The sequence below is a fragment of the Allobosea sp. RIT-PG3_2 genome, assembly GCF_057321085.1.
The window spans coordinates 173,283-194,499 of the sequence record NZ_JBXWCA010000003.1; the positions used below are offsets into that span (position 1 = coordinate 173,283).

Genomic DNA, 21,217 nt, shown 5'->3' on the forward strand with positions numbered 1-21,217 from the left:
AGGAGTGTGACGCTGGCCAGACAAAGCGCCCGCTGGCGCCCCTCCGAATTGCTGTTGCCGACGCCGGCGGGGCTCTATTGCCCGCCAGCCGACATCCATATCGACCCCGTCCGGCCCGTGGCGCGGGCTCTGATCACCCACGGCCATTCAGATCACGCCCGCGCCGGCCACGGCGCCGTGCTGGCGACGCGCGAGACGCTGGCGATCATGGCGCTGCGCTATGGCGAGGCCTTCACCGGCTCGCAGCAGGTCGCCGTTCCCGGCGAGACGATCCGCATCGGTGAGGTCGATTTCCGGTTCGCGCCGGCGGGCCATGTCCTTGGCTCGGCCCAGATCGCGGTCGAGAGCCGCGGCCTGCGCATCGTCGCCTCCGGCGATTACAAGCGCGAGCGCGACCCGACCTGCGCACCCTTCGAGGTCATGCCCTGCGATATCTTCATCACCGAGGCGACTTTCGGCCTGCCTGTCTTCCGTCATCCGTCGGCGGCGGGGGAGGTGGCCAAGCTGCTCGAATCCGTCAGGCTCTTCCCGGAGCGGACGCATATCGTCGGCGCCTATTCGCTCGGCAAGGCGCAGCGCGTCATGGCGCTGATCCGCGAGGCCGGCTACGAGCGGCCGCTCTACATCCATGGCGCGGTCGAGAAGATCACCGAGTTCTATCAGGCCGAGGGGATTCCGCTTGGCGAGATCCGCAAGGTCGCAGGCGAGGATCGCAAGGCGCTGGGCGGCGAGATCGTGATCTGCCCGCCGAGCGCGACGCAGGATCTGTGGGCGCGCCGCTTTCCGGATCCCGTCACGGCCTTCGCCTCGGGCTGGATGCGAATCCGCGCCAGGGCGCGCCAGAAGGGCGTCGAGCTGCCGCTCGTCATTTCCGACCATGCCGATTGGGACGATCTGCTCGCGACGATCCGCGAGGTGCAGGCCGGCGAGATCTGGGTGACGCATGGCGAGGCGGACGCGCTCGTCCACTGGTGCGGCACGGCGGGCCTGAAGGCAAAGCCGCTGCATCTCGTCGGCTATGGCGACGAGGGCGAGGCGGAGACGGAAGGGGAGGCGGCCGATGCGGCGGCTGTCTGATCGGTTTGCGTCGGCAGACTATCTAGGAGCGGAACCACAGCGTCATTCCGGGGCGGGCCGGAGGCCCGAGCCCGGAACCCATGAACACGGCGCTTGCCGTCGTGGTCGGGCTTGTCCCGACACTTCACGTCTGCCTTCGGCAAGCGCGGTGTTCAAGACGTGGATGCTCGCCACAAGGGCGAGCAGGACGGAACTGGAAGCAGGTGGTGTTCATGGGTTCCGGGCTCATCGCTGCGCGATGCCCCGGAATGACGGCGAGAATTATGCGCCGGTCGTCTGAGCCCCGATCAGCGCGACTGCGCCATGACCGAGCGGCTCGGCGCGGCCATGCCGACCATCGCATTCGCCATGTCGCGGGCGAGGCAGTCATAGCCCGCATCGCTCATGTGGAAACCGTCCGTCCAGAGCGCGGCCTTGAACGCCTCGGCATCGGCGCGGTGCCACTCCGTCATGGTCTCGTAGCGGGAGAAGACCGGCACGTTCTCGCGCCGCGCGGTCTCGCCGACGGCGGCGACATAGGCGGCATAGCGCTCCGGGTCCTTCACCGAGGGGAAATACTGCGGATCGAGGATCGTCAGCGCCGGGCCGGCATTGCGCACCAGGGCGATGCCGTCGTTGACCATCGACTTGAACGCATCGAGGTCGCCGCCCTTGACGGCGTCGTTCGTGCCGACCTGCCAGATCACCAGATCGTAATGGCGCTCGGCGAGCGCGGCCCTGAGCCTGGCGAGCGTCTGCGGCGCGGTCTCGCCGCCGATGCCGGCATTGACGATCTCGATCTTGGATTTCGGCCAGGCCTTGGCCAGCAGCGCCTGCAAACGGGCAGGATAGGTCCTGTCCTTGGCGCTGGCGCCGACGCCTTCCGTGGAGGAGGAGCCGATGGCGAGGATCGCCAGCGTCTGGCCCTGCGCGACCTTGGTGGAGAGCGGCGCGAGCGTGGCGTTCGAGCGCATGATCGGCGTCTCGCGGCAGGAGAAGCCGGCCGCCAGTGCGGGGGCTCCTACCGAAAGCGCTGCAGCGATGACCGGCAAGGCAAGGAACCGCATCGCGGCACGCATCGGCATCTGTCTCCTGGCTACCATGCCGCTGTTAAGGTTTGCTTCATGAACGGTATCTGAACGATGCGGTGCAACAAATCCGAACGGGCGCAGTGTTGCGCGGGTGCGACAGCATGAACCGCTTCGCCTGGCTGCTCGATCGTCTCGCCTATGAGCCGCGCCGCAACGCCAAGCTGGCGCTGATCGCCGACTATCTGCGCACGACGCCCGACCCCGATCGAGGTTATGCGCTGGCGGCGATGACCGGCGGGCTCGTCTTCCGCAATGCCAAGGCCGGGCTGATCCGCGCGATGATCGCCGAGCGGACCGATCCTGTGCTGTTCGCCCTGTCCTATGACTATGTCGGCGACCTCTCGGAGACGGTCGCGCTCATGTGGCCTGCGCGGCACGGCACTAACGCGGTGCCGCATCTGCCGGAGGTGGTCGAGAGCCTGCGCGAGGCCGGCAAGACCGACCTGCCGCGCCTCGTCGCCTCCTGGCTCGATGCGCTCGACGAGACCGGCCGCTGGGCGCTGCTCAAGCTGATCACCGGGAGCTTACGCATCGGCGTCTCCGCCCGCCTCGCCAAGACGGCGGCGGCGAACCTCGGCGGAGTGCCTGCCGATGAGGTCGAGCAGGTTTGGCACGGGCTTGAGCCGCCCTATACCGAGCTTTTTGCTTGGCTCGAGGGCAGGGGGGCGCGACCGGAGGCGCGCGATCCCGCGCCGTTCCGTCCGGTCATGCTCTCCCATCCGATCGAGGATGGCGATTTCGACAAGCTCGACCCGGCCGAATTCTCAGCCGAATGGAAATGGGACGGCATCCGGGTCCAGGCCGTCAGTGGCGTCAAAGCCGACGGCACGCGGTTGACCCGGCTCTATTCGCGCACCGGCGAGGATATCGCCGGCGCCTTTCCCGATCTCGTCGATGAGCTGACGCAGGACGGCGCACTGGACGGCGAGTTGCTGGTGATGCGCGAAAGCGCCGTGCAGAGCTTCAACACGCTGCAGCAGCGCCTGAACCGCAAGACCGTCACGCCGAAGATGCTGGGCGAGTTCCCCGCACATATCCGCGTCTACGACCTCCTGGTCGACGGCGAGGAGGATATTCGCCATCTCCCGCTGGAAGAGCGGCGCAAGCGCCTAGAAGCCTTCCTGTCCCGTCTTGCCAGCATCCGCTTCGACCTGTCCCCGGTGATCCCCTTCACGTCCTGGGATGAGCTGACGGCGGCGCGCGCCGATCCGGCCGCCGCCGGGGCGGGCGCCGATGCCGAGGCGGTCGAGGGGTGCATGATCAAGCGGCGCGATTCCCCCTATCTGCCCGGCCGTCCCAAGGGCTATTGGTGGAAATGGAAGCGCGACGCCTGGCTCGTCGATTGCGTGCTGATGTATGCCCAGCGCGGCCACGGCAAGCGCTCGTCCTTCTATTCCGACTACACCTTCGGCGTCTGGCGCGTGGGCGAGGAGGGGGGCGAAGAGCTCGTGCCGGTCGGCAAGGCCTATTTCGGTTTCACCGACGAGGAGCTGATCGAGATCGACAAATACGTCCGCAAGAACACGCTGAACCGCTTCGGCCCGGTGCGCGAGGTTACGCATGAGGCGCATGCCGGCTTGGTTTTCGAGGTCGCTTTCGAAGGACTGCAGCGCTCGACGCGGCACAAGTCGGGGCTTGCCATGCGCTTTCCCCGGATCAACCGCATTCGCTGGGACAAGCCGCCGCGCGAAGCCGACCATATCGAGGTACTGGAAGCGATGCTGCCGACCAATGGCTGAGCCGCAATGGGTTGCAGCCTTGCGCTGTCGATGCTTGTGGTGAGTTCCCTGCCTGGGGCAAAATGCGCGGGCCGGACAAGGGCATCGGCCCGAAAAGTGGAATACGGTTTTCGGACAGAGCCGATGCCGGCTTAGGGAGTGGTGGCGATGAGCAAGCAGCCTTCGACGCGGATCGTCATCGCGGACGACCATCCGCTGTTTCGCGGCGCGCTGCGCCAGGCCGTATCTCATGCGATCGGCGGTGCCGAGGTCAGCGAGGTCGGCTCGCTCGAAGCTCTGACCGAGGCGCTGGCGAGCGGCGGCGACGCCGACCTCGTCCTGCTCGATCTGACCATGCCCGGCGTGCAGGGCTTCTCCGGCCTGCTCTTTTTGCGCGCCGACCATCCCGAGATTCCGGTGATCGTCGTCTCAGCCAATGACGACCCGGCGGTGATTCGCCGCTGCATCGAGTTCGGCGCCCTCGGCTTCCTGCCGAAGACCGCCGATGTCGCGCAGATGGGCGAGGCGATCCGCGCCGTGCTCGATGGCGGGGTCTGGACCCCGCCGGGCGTCGATCTGACCGCGCCTGTCGATGCCGAGATCGCCGACATGGTCCGCCGCATGTCGACGCTGACGCCGCAGCAGGTGCGCGTGCTGATGATGTTGTCGGAAGGGCTGCTCAACAAGCAGATCGCCTACGAGCTCGGTGTTTCCGAGGCGACGGTGAAGGCCCATGTCTCGGCGATCCTGACCAAGCTCGACGTCGACAGCCGCACGCAGGCGGTCATCGCCGCGTCGAAGATCGCCGGCACCGCATGGGCGACGGCGGGGGCCTCGGCGACCGTCTGATGATCGTTTCCAGATAGTCAGCTACCTTCGAGAACCAGGCGGGTCATCCCGGACGACCGCAGGGAGACCCGGGATCCATTCCGGAGCGCTTCCAAACGAGGTTCAGGCATGGATCCCGGATCTCCGCTTCGCTGCGTCCGGGATGACCCGCGTTTCATGCGGGCAGTGCTGTTTCCGGGAAATCAAGGACAGCGTTCAGGCGCCATTCAAGCGCAGCCTGTTTCAGGTTAAGACAGCGCGAAGCGCCTCGGAATGTACGGGGCGCAACAGGATGGCCAACGCTTCCATGGAACGGTTTATCGGCGGCTCGCCCCTCAGCGTCCTCGTCCGCCTGATCTTCATCTCGCTGCTGGTCGGGGCCGCCCTGGCCTTCCTAGGCCTGTCGCCGCAGAGCCTCTATGAGGCGGCCGCACGCTTCATCCGCTCGATCACGGGGCTCGGCTTCGGCGCGGTGCGCGAGGTCGGGCAGTGGATCATCGCCGGCGCGCTGATCGTCGTGCCGCTCTGGCTGCTGATGCGGCTCTTCGCGGCGCGGAAGTGAACTCGTCATCTTCCGCTGGAACCACGCCGTCTTTCTGGGGCATTGCGCAGCAATGAGCCCGGAACCCAGAGCCGATGCCCTGACTTGTGTTGGCGATCGCTGTCGGCATCCTCTCGACCGGGTGCATCGATTCTGGGTTCCGGGCTCAAGCCTTCGGCTTGCCCGGGAATGACGGCGTGGTTCTTGATCCTCAAAGCCCTTCGCCGCGGGCGATCGCGGCGGCATCGCGCCCGATCAGGGCGGTGAGCCGCGTCAGCCCGGCGCGGCGCGCCTGCGTGGCGAGTCCGGTCTTCACCTGCTTCGCCAACTGCGGCCCCTTGAACACCATCGCTGAATAGAACTGCACCAGCGTCGCGCCGGCCCGGATCTTGGCGAAGGCGGTCTCGGCCGAATCGACGCCGCCGACGCCGATCAGCGGGAACTGCCCTTCGACGCGCAGGAAGGTCTCGGCCAGGATGCGCGTCGAGGCGGTGAAGAGCGGCTTGCCCGACAACCCGCCCGTCTCGGCCTTGGCTGCGCTGCGCAGGCTTTCCGGGCGCGCGATCGTGGTGTTGGAGACGATCATGCCCTCGATGCCGCGCTTGCGGGCGACGGCGATCATGCCGTCGAGCTCGGGCAGCGTCAGGTCCGGCGCGATCTTGACCAGCACCGGCGTGCGCCGGCCGCCGGCGGCAGCTTCGTCGCGTGCGGCGAGCGTGCGCGCCACGAGATCGTCGAGCGCGGCTTCGGCCTGCAGATCGCGCAGGCCCGGCGTGTTCGGCGAGGAGACGTTGATCGTCAGGAAATCGGCGAGCGGCGCTAGCCGGCGAGCAAGAGTGGCGTAGTCGGCAGCACGGTCGGAAGATTCCTTGTTGGCTCCGAGGTTCACGCCGACCAGGCCGCTGCGGCCGCGCCGGGCTTCGAGCCGCTTCGCGACGGCTTCCATCCCCTCGCTGTTGAGGCCGTAGCGATTGATGACGGCCTCGTCCTCGGTCAATCGGAAGACGCGCGGGCGCGGATTGCCGGGTTGCGGCAGCGGCGTCACGCCGCCGACCTCGACGAAGCCGAAGCCCAAGCCCAGCGCACCGTCGACCGCTTCTGCATTCTTGTCGAAGCCGGCGGCGAGGCCGACAGGGTTCGGGAAGGTGAGCCCGAAGGCTTCCGTCGCCAGTACGGGATCGTCCGAGCCCGTTTTCAGCGCGGGTGCCGCGGCGAGCGCGGCGACGGTCAGGCGATGCGCAGTTTCCGCGTCCATGCGGTGGATCAGCGGCCGGGCGATGTTGAACAGGCTGCCGATCATGCGAGGTCCTCCGGAATGGCGTGGGTCCCGTCGAGGTTGAGCGGCAGCGGCGTGATCCAGCGAGCCGTCTTCGGGTCGAGCGGGGCGTAGAGGTGCGGGAACAAGGCGCCGCCACGCGAGGGCTCGTAGCGTAGTGCCGGGCCGAGGCGCGCATCGTCGATGGCGATCAGCAACAGGCCGTCCTGCCCGGCGAAGTGCTTCGCCACGGTCTCCGCGAGCTGCGCGGCCGTGGAGAAATGGATGTAGCCGTCGGCGAGATCGACCGGAGCACCGGCGAAGCGGCCATTTCGCTCGGCTTCCTGCCAAAGCGGGGCGGGGCATATCTTGTAGATCAGCGGCACCGGCAATCTCGCGGGGACATGTCGGGCACGGCTTAGCCGCTGGCAGGAGGTTTCCGCAAGCCGCAGCCGAATTGTGGCGAGAATCGGATTGAAGTCTTATGTAATAGGTGATATTTCCTATTCCTAATCCCCGCCCCACGGCAAGAGCGAAGCGAGGTCCGCGCGATGCTTTCACATGACCAGATCTGGGAGGCGATCGATACGCTCGCTCAGCGCTACGGTTTCACCGCCTCGGGGCTGGCGCGCAAGGCTGGCCTCGACGCCACGACCTTCAACCGCTCCAAGCGCGTGGCGCCGGACGGGCGCGAGCGCTGGCCCTCGACCGAATCGATCTCCAAGATCCTGGCCGCGACGGGCGCCTCCTTCGACGAGTTCATGAGCGCTGTGCTCCGGCGCGAACCGGCCCCGGCGCGGACCATCCCGCTGATCGGCTTCGCCCAGGCCGGCTCCGGCGGCTTCTTCGACGATGGCGGCTTCCCGGTCGGCACCGGGTGGGAGGAGGTCGCCTTTCCCGGCGTCGCCGACGAGAAGGCCTATGCGCTCGAGATTTCCGGCGATTCGATGCTGCCGCTCTATCGCGACGGCGACACCATCATCGTCTCGCCGACCGCGACGGTGCGGCGTGGCGACCGGGTCGTGGTCAAGACGGTGGAGGGCGAGGTGCTGGCCAAGCAGCTCAGGCGCCAGACCGCGAAGACCGTCGAGCTCGCCTCGCTCAACCCGGAGCATCCGGACCGCGTGCTGAACCTCGGCGAGATCGCCTTCATGGCGCGGGTGATCTGGGCGAGCCAGTAACCCGACCTGTCAGTGCCCGTTGCTGCGCCGCGCCGGAAGCGTGACCCTGAACACGGCGCCGGCCACCGAGGGCTCCAGCTCGATCGTGCCGCCATGGAGCCGGACCAGCTCGGCCGCGACGGCAAGCCCAAGGCCGGTGCCGCCCGGCGTCACCGAGCCGCGGAAGGCCTGGAAGAGATTGGCGCGCGCCCGCTCGGGCACGCCCGGCCCGTTGTCGATGATGCGCAGCGCCACCGAGCCGTTCACAGGCCCGGCCATCACCGTCAGGATCGGCTGGTTGCCTGCTTCCGCTCCCGCCTGGGTCAGCGCCTGGACGGAGTTGCGCATCAGGTTCGTCAGCACCCGCGCCATCTGGTCGGGATCGCAAGGGGCGACCAGCTCGGCCGGAATCTGATTCTCGAAGCGCAGCCGCCCGTTGCCGGGCAGGCCGAGCATCTCCGCCTGTTCGGCGACGAGCTGCCGCAGCGCGACCTCGCGGACGACGGGCGTGGCCTCCGCCGCGCGGCCATAGGCGAGGGTGGCCTGGCAGAAGTCGATGGCGCGTCCGAGCGTCGCGATCAGCCGCGGCGCGAAGCGGCGGATCTTGGCGTCGCGCGTCTCGATCAACTGGTCGGACATCAATTGCGCCGCCGCCAGCATGTTGCGCAGATCGTGGTTGATCTTGGAGACGGCGAGCCCGAGTTCGGCGAGGTGCTTCTTGGTGCGCAGCTCACTGGCGAGCGTCTCTTCCATGCGGGCGAGCGCGCGCTCGGCTTCGCCGATCTCGTCGGCGCGCAGCGAGGGCTCGATGATGCGCTGCGGGTTCTCGGGGTCGTCCTCGAACTCCATGACATTCGCGGCCAGACGCCGGATCGGCCCGATGATCAGCGCATTGAGCGCGATATACACCGCGAGCGCCGTGAGGCCGGTGATCAGCAGCGAGATCAGCAGCAGGCTCCACGAGAATTTCAGCATCGCCCGCCGCAGCGGCCCTTCGTCGATGACGATCTCGACGAAGTCGGCGCCGCCGACCGCCTCGCCGACCACCCGGATCGGCATGGTGGCGGGGGAAACCAGCACGGCGACCGCTTCCTCGATCGCGTTGATCCAGCCGAGATTGCGCAGATCGACCGAGCGGGACACTTCCGGCGGCGGCATTGAATCCAGGCTGAGTAGCCGCCGCGCCCCGCCGACGCGGGCCGCGATCGACCGGGCACCCACGCCCATCAGCAGCCGGTTCTCGCTGCCCTCCGGCAGCCCGTCCTCGGGCGCGCCTTCCAGCACCAGCGCCGCGACCTGCGCGGCGGCGATCCTGTCATGCAGCCAGTTGCGCCGGAAATTCGCGATGGAGGGCAGGTAGATCAGCACCTCCGCCAGCATGACGAAGAGCACGGTGACGAGCAGCAGCTTGGCCGACAGGCCGAGGCGGGTCAGGCCGCGCGGCTGGCTGATCGACAGGTTGTTCCTGGGCAGGCCGGGCTGATGCATTCCGGCGATCTTAGCCGAAGCGCCGCAGAAAGCCGATCAGGCGGCGCAGGCGGGGGCTGTTGGCGGAGGGGACGTGGAAAGAGAGCGCCGCGCGGCGCGAGGCGTCCGAGCGGGAGAGCGCGGGCATCACGACCCCGGCCATGTCGGCGATCGTCAGCCCGGCCTTGGCGGCGACGCACCACGGCGCGATCAGTTCGCCGGCACCTTCGCCGACGATGGTGACGCCGAGGATGCGGCCCTTTTTGTCGGTGACGAGCTTGACGAAACCTTCGCTCTCGCCGGCAGCACGCGAGCCGCCCATCTCGGCGAAGGGCCAGCGCAGCACCTGGATGGTGCCGGCCTTGGCCCGCGCGGCGGCCTCGGACAGGCCGATCGCAGCGATCTCCGGCTGGCACCAGGCGACGCGGGGATCTTTCGCCGGATCGATCCGCGTCGGCTGACGGAACAGGATGTTGCGCAGGACGAGGCCGACATGATCCTCCCCGGCCCGGTCCGCTACCGCCGTTGCTGGCCCGCCGGCGCAACCGCCCAGCGCATAGACGCGGCGGTTGCTCGTCCGCAGGCCCTTGTCGACGAGGACGCCGGAGGAATCGTGACGAATGCCGCCGAGGTCGAGGTCGAGCGCGGCGATCTCCGGCCGTTGTGGTGCCGCCAGCAGCAGATGCGAGCCTTCGACGACGGTTTCGCCCGCGGCGCCGGCGAGGACGAGGCGTAAGCCGGTCCGGCTGCGCTCGGCCCGGATCGGATCGATCTTGTCATGCAGCGCGAGCCCCTCGCGCAGCAGGCGGCGGCGAACCAGCATCGCCGCTTCCGCGTCATGCTCCGCCAGCAGCCCCTCCGGGGCGACGAGCGTGGCTTTGCTGCCGAGACGCTGCAGGGCCTGCGCCAGCGCCGCGCCCGTCGCGCCGCTGCCGAGGATGATCGGGCGTTCGGGCAGGCGTGTCAGCCCGGAGATATCCTCTTCATGGAGGAGCGGCACTGTATCGAGACCGGGCAAATCCGGTTTGGGCGATCGCGCTCCGGTCGCGATGACGAAGCGGCGGGCCTTGATCGGCTGCCCGTCCACATTGACCGTGCTGCGGCTGACGAAGCGGGCCTCGCCGCGGATGATGGTGATCCCAAGCGCGGTGAGGCGCTCCTCGGCGTGGTTGGCGGCCTCTGCCGCCAGCGCGCGCTGGATATGGTCATGAAGCTGCGCCGGGCTCACCTGCGCATCGGTGGTCTTCAGGCCGAGCCGGCCGGCCTCCCGGGCCGCTTGAGCCGACGCTGCGGCCTCGACCAGGGCCTTGGTGGCGAGGGGGGCGGGGCTGCCGCCCAGCACCTCCCTTTCGACGAGCACGACGGAGACGCCGAACGCGGCCGCCGCCGTCGCCAGGGCGATACCGTTGCCGCCTGCGCCGATGACGCAGATGTCGGGTGTCAACGCGGCGGGTTTCGCCACTTTGGCCGTTCCGTCGCTCACCGGATGTCCCGCTTCGCTCTCGTTCTCAATCGCTGATGCGTTGTCGGGCGGGCGGAATCAAGGCCGACGCTCTCCCGATCTTAGGAAGCGCTCGCGTGCCGCGGCTCAGGCGACGCTGCGATTGCCGTTTCCGCCCTTGATGGTCGCGAGAGGCACGGGCCGGCCGAAGAGGAACCCCTGGGCGCGGTGGGCGCCGAGAAGCTGGACGGCGATGCGCTGCTGCTCGGTCTCGATGCCTTCGACCACCACATTCATCTGGAGCCGGCGCGCGAGCTGGCAAACGGCCTCGATGACGGCCTTGGAGGCCTCGTTGGTATGGACCTCGCGGGCGAAGCTCTGGTCGATCTTCACCTGCGCGAACGGGTAGGTCGAGAGATAGGCGAGCGAGGAATAGCCGGTGCCGAAATCATCCAGCGCGAAGGTCACGCCCAGCGCCCGCAGCTCGTCGAGGACCGAAAGCGCCAGCTTGTCGTCCTCGATCAGCAGGGATTCCGTGACTTCGAGCATCAGCCGCCGCGATTCGAGATGCGAGGTCAGCAGTGCGTCCTTGACCGTTTCGATGACCCGGCGGGGCTCGCGGAACTGCAGGGGCGAGACGTTCACGGAGACGCTGATGCCCGGTTCCCAGCTCGCGGCGTCCTTGCAGGCCTGATGGATCGCCCAGTCGCCCATCGCGGCGATCAGGCCGGTCTGCTCGGCGATCGGGATGAAGACGCCGGGAGGAACCAGGCCGCGCGTCGGGTGGCGCCAGCGCATCAGCGCCTCGCGCGAGACGACTTCCTGCGTCTTCAGGTCGATGATCGGCTGGTAGTAGAGTTCGAGCGTGCCGTCCGTCGCGGCCTTGCGCAGGTCGACCTCGATCTCGTGCCGCTCCAGCATCTCCTCGGCCATTGCCGGGTTGAAGAACATCAGCGTGTTCCGGCCGGCCGACTTGGCCTTGTAGAGTGCCGTGTCGGCGTGGCGCAGCAGATCGGCCGGCGTGGTGCCGTCATGCGGCGCCATGGCGATGCCGACGCTGGCCGTGACATAGACCGTCTTGCCCTCGACATCGAAGGCCCGGTTCATGGCGTTGATCATGCGCTGGCCGATGGAGGTGACGATGCCGTGGTCGGCCGAGGGCAGGATCAGCAGGAACTCGTCGCCGCCGAAGCGGGCCAGCATGTCGTTGCCGCGGATCGCGCTGCGCAGGCGGCTCGCGGTTTCCATCAGCACGTGGTCGCCGATATCGTGGCCGAGGCTGTCATTGACCTGCTTGAAGCCGTCGAGATCGACATAAAGTAGCGCGAAGGCCTCGCCCGTCCGCTCTAGCCTGGCGAAGGCGTCGGCGATCTGGGTGTTGTACTCGAACCGGTTGGCGAGCCCGGTCAGCTCGTCGAAGCGCGCCATCTGCTCGATGCGTGCCTCGGTCGCCTTCCGTTCGGTCGCGTCCTCGGTCAGCATGAGAATGCCGCCCTCGGCGGCCGGCGCGAAGGTCACGACCAGTACGAGCCCGCTGCGCGTCACCACCTCGTGGCTCGCCGCCTGCTGGGTGCTCTGGACCGTGGTCAGCGCCGTGCGGATCTCGCGCAGCTGGTCCGAGCTGATCACCTGCCGCTCGACCAGGAAGCGCGCGATCGCCGTCAGCGGTGTCCCGGGCAGGGCGAGCGTCTCCGGCAGGCCGTAGAGCGCGCTGTGCGGTGCGTTGCTGACCGCAAGCTTGAGATTGCGGTCGAACATCGCCAGCCCGTCGATCATCGTGTTCAGGGCGGCGTCGAGCGTGAGGTTTTGCGAGTGCAGGGCCGAGGCGAGCGCCTTCGAATGCTTGGTCGCATCGCTCAGCGCCAGCAGGTTCCGGTGCAGCGAGTTGGTGATCGCGATGTTCGCGGCCACGTAGAGAAAGGCGAAGTAGCCGATATAGCGATAATAGGGGTTATGCGCCTCGATCAGCCCGATCGCCATCGGGATGCAGAAGGTCATCAGCTGCACTGCGACGAATTTGGGCCGGCCGGCGTTGCGCGCGACATAGCCCGACGCCAGGGCGATGGTGGAGGCGACCGAGGTGATGTGGGCCGCCGGATCGTCGGTGTGCACCAGGGCGACATAGCAGCTGTAGCCCAGCACGGCGCTAAAGATCGTGGCGCCAAGGAAGTAATCGCGATCCCAGCGACGGGTCTGCACGTAGCTGTCGTTGGCATGGTTGCGCCGGCGATAGGCCAGAACGGTCATCAGGCGCAGGACGACGATGAGCGTCACCAGCAGGGTGAGGCCCATGAAGACTTCCATGCCGGTCGACAGCCAGCACAGGAAAGGCGTGAGGATCCCGGCGATACCGCCCGGGATGATCGAGGCCGGTGACGAGAAAAGCGAGCTGACCAGCAGCGTGTAGCCGGTCAGGTCGACATCGTCGGCCTTCTCGCGCCCACCGGCAGCCGTCAATCGCTTCAGCGCGCCCGCCATCTACTCCTGCCTTTGCCGCATGCGCGGTCCCGCACGCTAGGCTCAAACCTAGCGCATCATCAAAGGTTTCTAGGGGAGCAGAGGTAAATGCTTCGTGTGACTCCGTTGCGATGAGGGGGTTTCTGGCGCCCCTCAGACCGCTGCTAGATGTCTTTGGTAAACGCGAGCAAGCATCCGGTCCTGTGTTTGCGCGATGCGCTGCAGCTTCGAGATCGCGCTCGGGTTCAGCCGCAGCATGCAGTCGGTCCAGATCTGGCCGAGATGGCCGAGCTCCTCGCGCAGGTCGCCGGCGCGGCGGTTGAAGGCTGAGAAGAGGGCGGTCTTGGCCGCGTGGATCGGCAGGGCGTCGCTGCAGTACTTGCGGATCCAGGCCTCGCCCGTTCCGGTCGGAACCACCGCCTCGAGGCCGCCGGCGGCCATGAATTCCTGAGCGCTCATCTCCTCGCCGGACAGCAGCATCTGCTCCGCCGCACGCGGCCCCATCCGCCGCGACAGGATCGCCACGGCCGTGATCGGGAAGTGGTTGAACTTGATCTCGGGGTAGACGAACGAAGCCTGCTCCTCGGCGATCATCACGTTGCAGGAGCGCGGCGCATCGATGCCACCGCCGATCGCCTTGGCATGGATGGTCGAGAGGGTGATCACCAGCCCGTTCAGGCCGCCCGAGTTCCAGATCGCACCTTCGGCCGACAGCCGCGCATATTCGGCCAGCGACGCACGATCGTTCTTGGCCAGGCAGTCAAGATAGAAGTCGAGATCGCCGCCGAGCGTGAAGAACGGGCCCGTGCCGCGGAAGGCCAGGAAGCGGACCGGAGCGCGGTGATACTGGTCCGGCGCGCCCCACAGCGCCGCGATTGCGCTCTGGATCTTCACCAGGCTGTCAAGCAGCTGAAGCGTGAAGACGGGCTTCAGCTCGGGTCGGATCGTGACCCAGAGCGTCTTGATCTCCGGCTCATACGCGATCTCCACCTCCGGCAGGAAGCCTGCCTTGTAGCGGATGGCGTCGATGACCTCGCAGCTCTCGAGCAGGGTCGGCGCGACGGTTTCCGCTCCGGTCTTCAAGGACTGCAACACCACGCTACCCCCCGAACTGGCTAGTGTCGTGCAACCTAAACGAGCTTAACAAACTGTAAACGGAAACTCCCTGAAATGGTTAATAGCGTTAAGCTTTTTTCCTGCCCAAACGTCATGCCGGCGATCTCCGCGCCGGGTTCGGTCCGGTCGGAGCAAGAGGCGGACCCTTCGGAAGAGGCAGGGCAGGGGGCAGAAAATTTCGGGGAATTGAGGCGGCGGGAAATAAAACGTCGGGAATGCCGGCTTCCGCGAGAAACCCCGCCCCATGGCGGCGCGGGCCGTTTTTCTCATGGCCCGTAACGGCACAATCCTTTGCCGCATCCTGAAACGCGTTCGGCGGTGGGAGAGCGCTTGTCCGCAAGGGGACGAGGGGCTAACCATATCGCCCCGAATTCGCCGCGTTCCCGCGTTCAAACATCCAAGTTGCAAACACCGACGCCGAGCTGATGCCGTGACCCGCCAGACAGCCGAGGACGAGAAGCAGGCGCGCCTAGCCGCCGCGCTCCGCGAGAACCTGAAGCGCCGCAAGGCCCAGGCTCGTGCTCGCCGCTCGGAAGAGGCGAAAGCGCAGGAGCCGGCGCCGCCCGCTCAGGCCGACCCTACCCGGTCCTGATCCCCCTTACCTTCATGGGCCGCCGGGTTGTCCCGGGATGGCCGAGCAGGACCTGACGATGGACAAGATCCGCATCACCGGCGGCCAGCGCCTCAATGGCGCCATTCCGATCTCCGGCGCCAAGAACGCCGCCTTGCCGCTGATGATCGCGAGCCTGCTGACGGACGAGACGCTGACGCTGACAAATGTGCCGCGGCTCTCGGACGTCACCGCGCTCTCGCGCATCCTGTCCAATCACGGCGCCGACCGCACGGTCGCCGGCAAGCGCATCGGCCAGTCGGCCGAGACCGGCCAGACCATCTCGCTCACGGCCCGTCAGATCGTCGACACCTGCGCGCCCTACGAGCTGGTCTCGACCATGCGCGCGAGCTTCTGGGTGATCGCGCCGATCCTGGCACGGATGGGCGAGGCCAAGATCTCGCTGCCCGGCGGTTGCGCGATCGGCACGCGCCCGGTCGACCTCCTGCTCATGGCACTGGAGAAGCTCGGCGCCGAGATCGTCATCGAGAACGGCTATGCGCTGGCGCGCGCACCGAAGGGGCTGAAGGGCGGCGAGATCGTCTTCCCGAAGGTCACGGTGGGCGGCACGCATACCGCGCTGATGGCTGCGGTCCTCGCGCAGGGCACGACAGTGATCGAGAACGCCGCGCGCGAGCCGGAGGTCACGGACCTTGCCGCCTGCCTCGTCAAGATGGGCGCCAAGATCGACGGCGCCGGCACCTCCCGCATCGTCGTGACCGGGGTCTCGCGCCTCGGCGGCGCGCATCACGCCGTCCTGCCGGATCGCATCGAGACCGGCACCTATGCGATGGCCGTCGCGATGACCGGCGGCGATGTCGTGCTGGAAGGGGCGCGTCCCGAGCTGCTCCAGTCGGCGCTGGATGTGCTCGGCAAGGCCGGCGTCGAGATCGATGCGACCAACGAAGGCATTCGCGTGCGCCGCAATGGCCACGGCATCGAGGCCGTCGATATCGACACCGATCCGTTCCCCGGCTTCCCGACCGATCTCCAGGCGCAGTTCATGGCGCTGATGACGAAGGCCAAGGGCACCTCGCGCATCCGCGAGACCATCTTCGAGAACCGCTTCATGCATGTGCAGGAACTCGCCCGGCTCGGTGCGAAGATCCGGCTCGACGGCGATGTCGCCCATGTCGAAGGCGTGCCGAAGCTCACCGGAGCGCCCGTCATGGCGACCGATCTGCGCGCTTCGGTCTCGCTCGTCATCGGCGGTCTCGCCGCCGAGGGCGACACCACCATCAACCGCGTCTACCATCTCGACCGCGGCTTCGAGGCGCTGGAAGCCAAGCTCACCCGCTGCGGCGCGGTGGTGGAACGCATCAGCAGTTGATTCTCGCCTGTTGATTTTCTCGGGGCGGCTCGTCAGAACAAAATCATGTCAGACGACGTCGCCGCTCCGCTGAAGCTCATCGCGCTCGATACCGACGATCTCGGGGTCGTTTCGGCCCATCTTCAAGACGCCGTGCTGAAGGCGGCCGATCTCGTCTATCTGCCGAGCGAGAAGCGTTTTGCCCTCGCCCTGCGCCGCTTCGACTGGGAGGGCGCGCAGCACGGCAAGCGCCGGCGCCGATTGACGGCGCTGCATTTCGACCGCGTTCTGGCCGTGCGCAGCGCCAAGCTCGACAAGAACGATCCCGACAAGGTGCTGAACCTGCTCGCCGTCACCTTCGACCAGGCCGAGGAGCCGGCCGGCGACGTAACGCTGCATTTCTCGGAAGGCGCGGCGATCCGCCTCTCGGTCGAATGCGTCGAGGCCCAGATGAAGGATCTCGGGCCGGTGTGGGAAGCGGTGGCGACACCCGGCCATCCCAACGGCGCCTGAGCCAGATCGCGCCGCCGCCTTTTTGGCCGGTGCCCGCTTCAACCTTCGATACCCTTCGTCTAAAAACGCGCCGTCATCCCGGACAAGCCGCGAAGCGGCGCCGCTCCGGGATCCATCGAAGGGTGCTGCGCTTACGATGGATTCCGGGTCTTCGCTGCGCTACGCCCGGAATGACGACCGAGAGTTCCGATTTGTCGAGGATATCCATGCCGATCAGGCTCGACGACAGCGACGCAGGCTTTGCCGAGACGTTTGCGGCGCTGCTTTCCGCCAAGCGCGAGGTCTCCGAGGAGGTCGATCGCGTCGCTGCCGGCATCATCGCAGACGTGCGTGAAAACGGCGATACGGCGCTGCTCTCCTATACCAGCCGCTTCGACGCGCTCGACCTGACGCCGGAGACCCTGCGCGTCGGCGAGGCCGAGATCGATGCAGCCGTCGCCGCCTGCTCGCCGGAATTGCTGGCGGCGCTGGAGACGGCGCGTGAGCGCATCGCCGTCTATCACGAGCGCCAGAAGCCGGCCGATTCCTGGGTGAAGGATGCGGCGGGCGTCGAGGCCGGCTGGCGCTGGAGCGCGATCGAGGCCGTCGGCCTCTATGTGCCCGGAGGCACTGCGAGTTACCCCTCCTCGGTGCTGATGAACGCGATCCCGGCGAAGGTCGCCGGCGTGCCGCGCATCGTCATGGTCGCTCCGACCCCGCGCGGCGAGACCAATCCGCTCGTGCTGGCCGCCGCGCGGCTGGCCGGCGTCGACGAGGTCTACCGCATCGGTGGCGCGCAGGCCGTGGCAGCACTGGCCTACGGCACGGACAGCATCGCGCCCGTCGCCAAGATCGTCGGTCCCGGCAATGCCTATGTCGCCGCCGCCAAGCGCCGCGTCTTCGGCCAGGTCGGCATCGACATGATCGCCGGCCCCTCCGAGGTGCTGGTGATCGCCGACCGCACCGCCAATCCCGACTGGATCGCCGCCGATCTGCTGGCTCAGGCCGAGCATGACGTATCCGCCCAGTCGATCCTGATGACGGACGATGCGGCATTGGCAATTGAGGTCGAGAAGGCCGTGGCTGCCCAGCTCGCGACGCTGCCGCGTGCCAGGATCGCCGGCCAGAGCTGGCAGGAATTCGGCGCGATCCTGCTCGTCGCCGATCTGGAAGCGGCCGTACCGCTGGTCGATCGCCTCGCGCCTGAGCATCTAGAGATTATGACGGCCGAGCCCGAGCGTCTCGCCGGACTCATCCGCAATGCCGGCGCGATCTTCCTCGGCGGCCATACGCCCGAGGCGATCGGCGACTATGTCGGCGGCCCCAACCATGTCCTGCCGACGGCGCGCTCCGCACGTTTTTCCTCCGGTCTCGGCGTCGGCGACTTCATGAAGCGGACCTCGCTGTTGAAATGCGGCCCGGAAGGCCTGCGGTCGCTCGCCTCCGCCGCGACGCAACTCGCCGAAGCCGAGGGCTTGCAGGCGCATGGCCGATCCGTGACGATCAGACTCAATCTCTGAGCGCCGGAAACGAACGGCGCTGCGGCAGGAGAAGCGATGTCCGACGCCTCGATTTCCAACAAGCAATGCCTGGTCGGCGTCACGCTCGACGAGAATTCGCTCGGCCGCGGCTCGCCGGATCAGGAGCATGAGCGTGCCGTCGCCATCTACGACCTGATCGAGCGCAACAGCTTCGTCGTGCCGGAGCATGACGGTGGGCCGTATCTCGCGCATCTCGCCATGGTCGAGCGCCGCCTCGTCTTCGAGGTCAGGCAGTCCGATGGCGCGCCGGTGGTGACGCATCATCTCTCGCTCAGCCCGTTCCGGCGCATCATCAAGGACTACGAGCTGATCTGCGAGAGCTACTATGCCGCGATCCGGACCGCGACGCCCTCGCAGATCGAGGCGATCGACATGGGTCGGCGCGGCCTGCACGACGAGGCGGCCGGCATCCTGGCCGAGCGGCTGGCCAACAAGGTCGAGGTCGATTTCGACACGGCGCGCCGCCTCTTCACCCTGATCTACGCCCTGCATTGGAAGGGCTGACGGGTTGGAGCGGAGAGCATTTTCAGGCGAGGTGGAAGCCGGTTCGCGTGAAGAAAATGCGCCGAATGCACGGCCTCTGCCGCGTAAGGTCCAGAGCGTGCTCTTCATGTGCGCGATGAATGCCGTGCGCTCGCCGATGGCGGAGGCGCTGGCCAAGCACTTCTTCGGCAAATCGATCTACGTCCAGTCGGCCGGCGCCCGCAAAGGCGAGGCGGATGGTTTCGCTCTCGAGGTTCTCGATGAGATCGGCATCGATCTGAGCCGCCACAAGCCGAAATCGATCGAGGAACTGGAGGAGTGGGAGGGGCTCAATTTCGACCTGATCGTCACGCTCTCGCCGGAAGCCCACCACAAGGCGCTGGACCTGACCCGCACCCATGCCGCCGAGGTCGAATACTGGCCGACCGTCGATCCGACGGTGTTCCAGGGCTCCCGAGAGCAGAAGCTCGATGCCTATCGCGATGTCCGCGACGCGCTGATCAAGCGGATCAAGCAGCGTTTGCAGACGTGACGCGTCTTGCCGTGCCGGCGGATACCCAATGATCACGAAGGCGTAGCCGTCGGTATGCCGAAGCGCGCAGCAGGATCGGGGCAACGAAGGCGGCTTGATGCTTCAGCAGCCATCCCGACCCCGGTGAGGTAATGCAACTAAAAGTTGCAGATTTCGCCTGGCATAGAAATGTAAATTCGCGCCTGGCTGTTGAATTGCTGTTGAAGCCCGCTGAACCGCTTAAGTAAAACTTTACGGGGCTGGGCTTGTGTGACGGCGAGCGGCCGTCCTTCCACTGGTTCCTGTCCATGCCTTCCATGCCTAGTCTGGAACCTTGCGCGGTGCGCGAGGAGAAGCTGTCGTTTTTCGACGGCTTCCTGGTCGCCTGCATCTGTCTGATCGTCAGCTTCGGAGCTTTGGCGAGCCTCCCGCGCGCGCAGGACGGTCTTGTGCCGGTGGCGATCGTCTTCCCGCCTTGGGTCGCCGGTTCCGAAGCGGTCGCGCTCAGTTTCGCCGCCGGTCACCAAGTGCTGCGTAGCGGGCGTCTGTCTTCGGTCGTCGTGGTCGCGCCCGCAGCATTGGCGAGCGAGGTGCCGCCGCTGCCGAAGGGCGCATGGTTCTCTTTGGCTTTGGCCGGGCTCGCCGGGTGTCTCGATGCCGCCGGCGGAACGGAGGCCTCGCGATGATCTGGTCCCTGTCGGTCGTCCGCCGCCGGGTCGCGCAAGCCCTGCTCGTTCTCGGGCTGCTGCATGTGCCGCTGCTGGCGCTCGCCTTCTGGGCGCACGGCACCGAGGGAGTCGTTCCGGTCTCGGTCGCGGCACTGGCGATCCTCGTCGCGCTGGCGTCGTATCGCTTGAGCGGCCCGGCGATGGTGACCCAGCTCGTCATCGCTACCGTGCTGATCGGGCAGGTCTCGATCCTGGTGTTCAGTTTCGCCGGCCATCCCTGGCAGCCCGACATGCATATGTATTACTTCGCGATCCTGGCGCTGCTCGCCGGGTTCTGCGACTGGCGGCCGATCCTGATGGGAGCCGTGCTGACGGCCCTGCACCATCTCGTGCTGCAATATGCGCTGCCGGCCGCGGTGTTCTTCCAGGGGGCCAGCCTGCTGCGGGTGCTGCTGCACGCCGTGATCGTCATCATCGAGACCGCCTTCCTCGCCGTGTTCGCGGTGATCCTGCAGCGCATGTTCACGATGAACGAGGCCAATCTCGCGCGGGCCGAGGCCGTGGCAGAGCGCGAGCGCATCGCGGGCGAAAAGGAACGCGGCCTGGCGGAAGAACTCGGCCGCCGGGCGGAAATGCTGCGCGGCGTTGTCTCCGGCTTCCATGCCCAGATGGAACAGGCGATGGCCGTGCTCGACCATTCCGCGGTGGCGATGAAGGCCGAGGCCGGCACGCTGATCGGCACCTCCGACCATGTGCGTCGGCAGACCGCACTGGTTTCCGCCTCGGCCGCGACCACCATGGAGAGCATTGATCATCTCTCGGCCGCGAGCACCGAGCTCGTCGCCTCCATCGGCGAGATCGGCCGCAACGCGGAGCACTCGGCCGATGGCTCGAAATCGGCGGCCTCATTGGCGCGTCACGCGAGCGCCGAGATCGAGAACCTGACGCATAGCAGCGAAAATGTTGGCGCCGTCGTCGAGATCATCCGTGGCATCGCGGCGCAGACCAGCATGCTCGCCCTCAACGCCACGATCGAGGCGGCGCGTGCCGGCGAGATGGGGCGCGGCTTTGCCGTCGTCGCGAGCGAGGTGAAGACGCTCTCGGCCCAGACCGCCAAGGCGACCGACGAGGTCTCCCACCAGATCGGCGCGATGCAGCAGGCTTCGCATCGTTCGCTGAAGGCGATCCGCGACATCGTCGAGGCGATCGGCGAGGTCGAGAGCGTCGCCAATGCGATTGCGCTCTCGGTCGACGAGCAGAGCCGTGCCACGGCCGAGATCGCTCATCAGGTCAGGCTGTCCTTCCAGGGCGCCCAGCGCAGCGCCGATGTCGCCGGCGGCTTCGAGGTGATGACCCGGCAGACCCATGGCGCCGCGCAGCAGTTGCAGGGCGCTGCGAATGCGCTGGCTCAGCAGGCGCAGGATATCCGCCGCGAGGTCGCCAGCTTCTGCAATCGTGTCGCTGCGGCCTGAC

20 protein-coding genes are annotated in these 21,217 nt (G+C 67.2%); 13 read left to right on the forward strand and 7 right to left on the reverse strand.

The window, feature by feature from the left end:
• Nucleotides 1–12 precede the first annotated feature (12 nt).
• On the forward strand, nt 13–1,077 hold the full coding sequence (locus AC2FAN_RS11170; RefSeq protein WP_485174567.1) for a ligase-associated DNA damage response exonuclease: 1,065 nt from the start codon (nt 13–15) through the stop codon (nt 1,075–1,077).
• A gap of 287 nt (nt 1,078–1,364) precedes the next feature.
• Here the strand turns inward: AC2FAN_RS11170 and AC2FAN_RS11175 are convergent, their stop codons facing one another.
• Nucleotides 1,365–2,141, reverse strand: coding sequence for an SGNH/GDSL hydrolase family protein (locus AC2FAN_RS11175; protein ID WP_485174046.1), 777 nt, complete (start codon nt 2,139–2,141; stop codon nt 1,365–1,367).
• A 107-nt stretch (nt 2,142–2,248) separates the two neighbouring features.
• Between AC2FAN_RS11175 and AC2FAN_RS11180 the strand changes: the two genes are divergently transcribed.
• The 3 genes from AC2FAN_RS11180 to AC2FAN_RS11190 all read left to right on the forward strand — a co-directional run bounded on the left by AC2FAN_RS11180 (nt 2,249) and on the right by AC2FAN_RS11190 (nt 5,255).
• On the forward strand, nt 2,249–3,886 hold the full coding sequence (locus tag AC2FAN_RS11180; protein ID WP_485174048.1) for a cisplatin damage response ATP-dependent DNA ligase: 1,638 nt from the start codon (nt 2,249–2,251) through the stop codon (nt 3,884–3,886).
• A gap of 147 nt (nt 3,887–4,033) precedes the next feature.
• The gene (locus AC2FAN_RS11185; RefSeq protein WP_265051990.1) at nt 4,034–4,714 is read left to right on the forward strand and encodes a response regulator transcription factor; all 681 of its coding nucleotides are present in this window, start codon (nt 4,034–4,036) and stop codon (nt 4,712–4,714) included.
• Between the two features lie 286 nt (nt 4,715–5,000).
• Complete coding sequence (locus AC2FAN_RS11190; protein ID WP_265051991.1) at nt 5,001–5,255, forward strand: DUF6460 domain-containing protein; 255 nt, start codon at nt 5,001–5,003, stop codon at nt 5,253–5,255.
• 190 nt (nt 5,256–5,445) lie between these two features.
• Here the strand turns inward: AC2FAN_RS11190 and AC2FAN_RS11195 are convergent, their stop codons facing one another.
• Together AC2FAN_RS11195 and AC2FAN_RS11200 are read right to left on the reverse strand one after the other, a co-directional pair.
• Nucleotides 5,446–6,534: a quinone-dependent dihydroorotate dehydrogenase gene (locus tag AC2FAN_RS11195; RefSeq protein ID WP_265051992.1), complete on the reverse strand. Its 1,089-nt coding sequence runs from the start codon at nt 6,532–6,534 to the stop codon at nt 5,446–5,448.
• On the reverse strand, nt 6,531–6,875 hold the full coding sequence (locus AC2FAN_RS11200; protein ID WP_265051993.1) for a DUF952 domain-containing protein: 345 nt from the start codon (nt 6,873–6,875) through the stop codon (nt 6,531–6,533). Before AC2FAN_RS11200 ends, AC2FAN_RS11195 begins: the two co-directional genes overlap by 4 nt.
• A 165-nt stretch (nt 6,876–7,040) precedes the next feature.
• Between AC2FAN_RS11200 and AC2FAN_RS11205 the strand changes: the two genes are divergently transcribed.
• Nucleotides 7,041–7,670: a S24 family peptidase gene (locus AC2FAN_RS11205; RefSeq protein WP_476804617.1), complete on the forward strand. Its 630-nt coding sequence runs from the start codon at nt 7,041–7,043 to the stop codon at nt 7,668–7,670.
• Nucleotides 7,671–7,679: 9 nt separating this feature from the next.
• On the opposite strand, the gene AC2FAN_RS11210 is transcribed toward AC2FAN_RS11205, so the two are convergent.
• From AC2FAN_RS11210 to AC2FAN_RS11225, 4 genes are all read right to left on the reverse strand, one after another.
• Nucleotides 7,680–9,137, reverse strand: coding sequence for a sensor histidine kinase (locus AC2FAN_RS11210; RefSeq protein ID WP_485174053.1), 1,458 nt, complete (start codon nt 9,135–9,137; stop codon nt 7,680–7,682).
• A 10-nt stretch (nt 9,138–9,147) separates the two neighbouring features.
• A complete protein-coding gene (locus tag AC2FAN_RS11215) occupies nt 9,148–10,578 on the reverse strand; it encodes a dihydrolipoyl dehydrogenase family protein (RefSeq protein ID WP_485174055.1) in 1,431 nt (476 codons plus the stop codon).
• A gap of 126 nt (nt 10,579–10,704) precedes the next feature.
• On the reverse strand, nt 10,705–13,035 hold the full coding sequence (locus AC2FAN_RS11220; RefSeq protein ID WP_265051997.1) for a putative bifunctional diguanylate cyclase/phosphodiesterase: 2,331 nt from the start codon (nt 13,033–13,035) through the stop codon (nt 10,705–10,707).
• Nucleotides 13,036–13,167: 132 nt separating this feature from the next.
• The gene (locus AC2FAN_RS11225) at nt 13,168–14,109 is read right to left on the reverse strand and encodes an enoyl-CoA hydratase-related protein (protein WP_485174057.1); all 942 of its coding nucleotides are present in this window, start codon (nt 14,107–14,109) and stop codon (nt 13,168–13,170) included.
• Nucleotides 14,110–14,560: 451 nt separating this feature from the next.
• On the opposite strand from AC2FAN_RS11225, the gene AC2FAN_RS11230 reads away from it, so the two are divergent.
• The 8 genes from AC2FAN_RS11230 (at nt 14,561) to AC2FAN_RS11265 (ending at nt 21,216) form a co-directional block, all read left to right on the forward strand.
• Nucleotides 14,561–14,722 (forward strand): hypothetical protein, encoded by a 162-nt coding sequence (locus AC2FAN_RS11230; RefSeq protein WP_485174059.1) that lies wholly within the window; start codon nt 14,561–14,563, stop codon nt 14,720–14,722.
• A 58-nt stretch (nt 14,723–14,780) separates the two neighbouring features.
• A complete protein-coding gene (gene murA, locus AC2FAN_RS11235) occupies nt 14,781–16,070 on the forward strand; it encodes a UDP-N-acetylglucosamine 1-carboxyvinyltransferase (protein WP_485174569.1) in 1,290 nt (429 codons plus the stop codon).
• Between the two features lie 45 nt (nt 16,071–16,115).
• On the forward strand, nt 16,116–16,562 hold the full coding sequence (locus AC2FAN_RS11240) for a DUF2948 family protein (RefSeq protein WP_265052000.1): 447 nt from the start codon (nt 16,116–16,118) through the stop codon (nt 16,560–16,562).
• Nucleotides 16,563–16,768: 206 nt separating this feature from the next.
• Nucleotides 16,769–18,061: a histidinol dehydrogenase gene (hisD, locus tag AC2FAN_RS11245; protein ID WP_485174061.1), complete on the forward strand. Its 1,293-nt coding sequence runs from the start codon at nt 16,769–16,771 to the stop codon at nt 18,059–18,061.
• A 36-nt stretch (nt 18,062–18,097) separates the two neighbouring features.
• Nucleotides 18,098–18,586 carry a UPF0262 family protein gene (locus AC2FAN_RS11250; protein WP_265052002.1) on the forward strand — a complete coding sequence of 163 codons (489 nt, stop codon included), beginning with the start codon at nt 18,098–18,100 and terminating at the stop codon, nt 18,584–18,586.
• Between the two features lie 106 nt (nt 18,587–18,692).
• The gene (locus tag AC2FAN_RS11255; RefSeq protein ID WP_265052003.1) at nt 18,693–19,097 is read left to right on the forward strand and encodes an arsenate-mycothiol transferase ArsC; all 405 of its coding nucleotides are present in this window, start codon (nt 18,693–18,695) and stop codon (nt 19,095–19,097) included.
• A gap of 320 nt (nt 19,098–19,417) precedes the next feature.
• Nucleotides 19,418–19,762, forward strand: a complete 345-nt coding sequence (locus AC2FAN_RS11260) for a hypothetical protein (protein ID WP_265052004.1) — start codon at nt 19,418–19,420, stop codon at nt 19,760–19,762.
• Nucleotides 19,759–21,216: a methyl-accepting chemotaxis protein gene (locus AC2FAN_RS11265; protein ID WP_265052005.1), complete on the forward strand. Its 1,458-nt coding sequence runs from the start codon at nt 19,759–19,761 to the stop codon at nt 21,214–21,216. The genes AC2FAN_RS11260 and AC2FAN_RS11265 overlap by 4 nt, the downstream gene beginning before the upstream one ends.
• Nucleotide 21,217 lies beyond the last annotated feature (1 nt).

What these genes read in the sequence shown, in the direction of transcription:
- AC2FAN_RS11190 (WP_265051991.1), top strand. Translation starts at nt 5,001, where the DNA reads ATGGAACGGTTTATCGGCGGCTCGCCCCTCAGCGTCCTCGTCCGCCTG.
- AC2FAN_RS11175 (WP_485174046.1), bottom strand. Translation starts at nt 2,141, where the DNA reads ATGCCGATGCGTGCCGCGATGCGGTTCCTTGCCTTGCCGGTCATCGCT.
- AC2FAN_RS11220 (WP_265051997.1), bottom strand. Translation starts at nt 13,035, where the DNA reads ATGGCGGGCGCGCTGAAGCGATTGACGGCTGCCGGTGGGCGCGAGAAG.
- AC2FAN_RS11195 (WP_265051992.1), bottom strand. Translation starts at nt 6,534, where the DNA reads ATGATCGGCAGCCTGTTCAACATCGCCCGGCCGCTGATCCACCGCATG.
- murA (WP_485174569.1), top strand. Translation starts at nt 14,781, where the DNA reads ATGGACAAGATCCGCATCACCGGCGGCCAGCGCCTCAATGGCGCCATT.
- AC2FAN_RS11185 (WP_265051990.1), top strand. Translation starts at nt 4,034, where the DNA reads ATGAGCAAGCAGCCTTCGACGCGGATCGTCATCGCGGACGACCATCCG.
- AC2FAN_RS11240 (WP_265052000.1), top strand. Translation starts at nt 16,116, where the DNA reads ATGTCAGACGACGTCGCCGCTCCGCTGAAGCTCATCGCGCTCGATACC.
- AC2FAN_RS11205 (WP_476804617.1), top strand. Translation starts at nt 7,041, where the DNA reads ATGCTTTCACATGACCAGATCTGGGAGGCGATCGATACGCTCGCTCAG.
- AC2FAN_RS11255 (WP_265052003.1), top strand. Translation starts at nt 18,693, where the DNA reads ATGTGCGCGATGAATGCCGTGCGCTCGCCGATGGCGGAGGCGCTGGCC.
- hisD (WP_485174061.1), top strand. Translation starts at nt 16,769, where the DNA reads ATGCCGATCAGGCTCGACGACAGCGACGCAGGCTTTGCCGAGACGTTT.
- AC2FAN_RS11265 (WP_265052005.1), top strand. Translation starts at nt 19,759, where the DNA reads ATGATCTGGTCCCTGTCGGTCGTCCGCCGCCGGGTCGCGCAAGCCCTG.
- AC2FAN_RS11250 (WP_265052002.1), top strand. Translation starts at nt 18,098, where the DNA reads ATGTCCGACGCCTCGATTTCCAACAAGCAATGCCTGGTCGGCGTCACG.
- AC2FAN_RS11180 (WP_485174048.1), top strand. Translation starts at nt 2,249, where the DNA reads ATGAACCGCTTCGCCTGGCTGCTCGATCGTCTCGCCTATGAGCCGCGC.
- AC2FAN_RS11210 (WP_485174053.1), bottom strand. Translation starts at nt 9,137, where the DNA reads ATGCATCAGCCCGGCCTGCCCAGGAACAACCTGTCGATCAGCCAGCCG.